At 47.1% G+C, this 1,282-nt stretch carries 2 protein-coding genes; both read left to right on the top strand.

Annotated features, from left to right (window positions below):
- Positions 1-467: ribonuclease HII (rnhB, locus tag R8269_RS24760; RefSeq protein ID WP_318222849.1), on the top strand; the 467-nt coding region annotated here is incomplete at its 5' end.
- A gap of 82 nt (positions 468-549) precedes the next feature.
- Positions 550-1,282 (top strand): PHP domain-containing protein (locus tag R8269_RS24755; protein WP_318222848.1); only part of this gene is annotated, 733 nt, incomplete at its 3' end.

Genomic DNA, 1,282 nt, shown 5'->3' with positions numbered 1-1,282 from the left:
TGAATGACTCTAAGAAGCTGAGCGAGAAAAAGCGTCTGGCACTGCTTCCTGAAATCAAAGAAAAAGCGCTAGCGTGGGCGGTAGGCCGTTGCTCTCCCGAAGAGATTGATGAACTGAATATTCTGCAAGCTACCATGGTTGCCATGCAACGTGCGATTGCGGGACTGAAGGTACAGCCAGATTTAGTGCTGATCGATGGTAATCGTTGCCCTGAGCTACCGATGGATTCTCAAGCTGTGGTGAAAGGCGATTTAAGAGTGGCTGAAATCAGTGCCGCTTCCATCATTGCTAAAGTTGTGCGCGACCAAGAGATGGAAGAGCTGGATAAACAATATCCGCAATTCGGCTTTGCGAAGCACAAAGGTTATCCAACCAAAGCGCACTTTGAAGCAATTGAGCAACATGGTGTGATAAGTGAGCACCGTAAGAGCTTCAAACCTGTAAAGAAAGCTTTAGGCTTAGATTAATAAATTGGGCGGATTGGTGTTATAAACCCAGCCCCCTTTAGGTTAGAATCCCAAACAAAATAGAGTTACACGGTACCTGTTAATGTCAGATCCCAAGTTCGTCCACCTTCGTATTCACAGTGATTTCTCGATGGTGGATGGTATCAATAAAGTTCCACCGATAGTCAAGAAAGTCGCCGAGCTTGGTATGCCTGCCATGGCTTTGACCGACTTCACCAACTTATGTGGTTTGGTGAAGTTTTATGGCACAGCGCATGGCTCCGGCGTTAAACCGATCATCGGTGCAGATTTCAAAATGCAATCTGATGAATTTGGTGAAGAACTGACCCAGCTGACAGTACTTGCTGCCGACAATGCAGGTTACAAGAACCTCACGTTACTGATTTCCAAAGCGTACTTACGTGGCCACGTTCAGCACCAACCTGTGATTGATAGGGCGTGGCTGGCCGAGATGTCAGAAGGCTTAATCGTTCTATCTGGTGCTAAAAATGGCGATATCGGCAAAGCGCTGCTTAAAGGTAACCGTAAACTGGTTGAAAGCTGTGTAGAGTTTTACAAACAGCATTTCCCGGACCGTTTCTATCTAGAATTGATTCGTACAGGCCGTCCGGATGAAGAGACGTACTTGCACTTTGCCATCGATCTCGCTGAGCAACATGACTTGCCCGTGGTCGCGACAAACGAAGTGGTTTTCCTAAGTGCAGACCTTTTCGATGCGCATGAGATTCGTGTTGCGATTCATGATGGTTACACACTAGAAGATCCACGCCGACCAAAAAATTACAGCCCGCAGCAGTACCTTCGCACTGAAGAGG

Source organism: Vibrio sp. Vb0667 (assembly GCF_033391095.1).
Note: the sequence above shows the minus strand (reverse complement) of the source record. Positions and strands in the feature narration are given on the sequence as shown.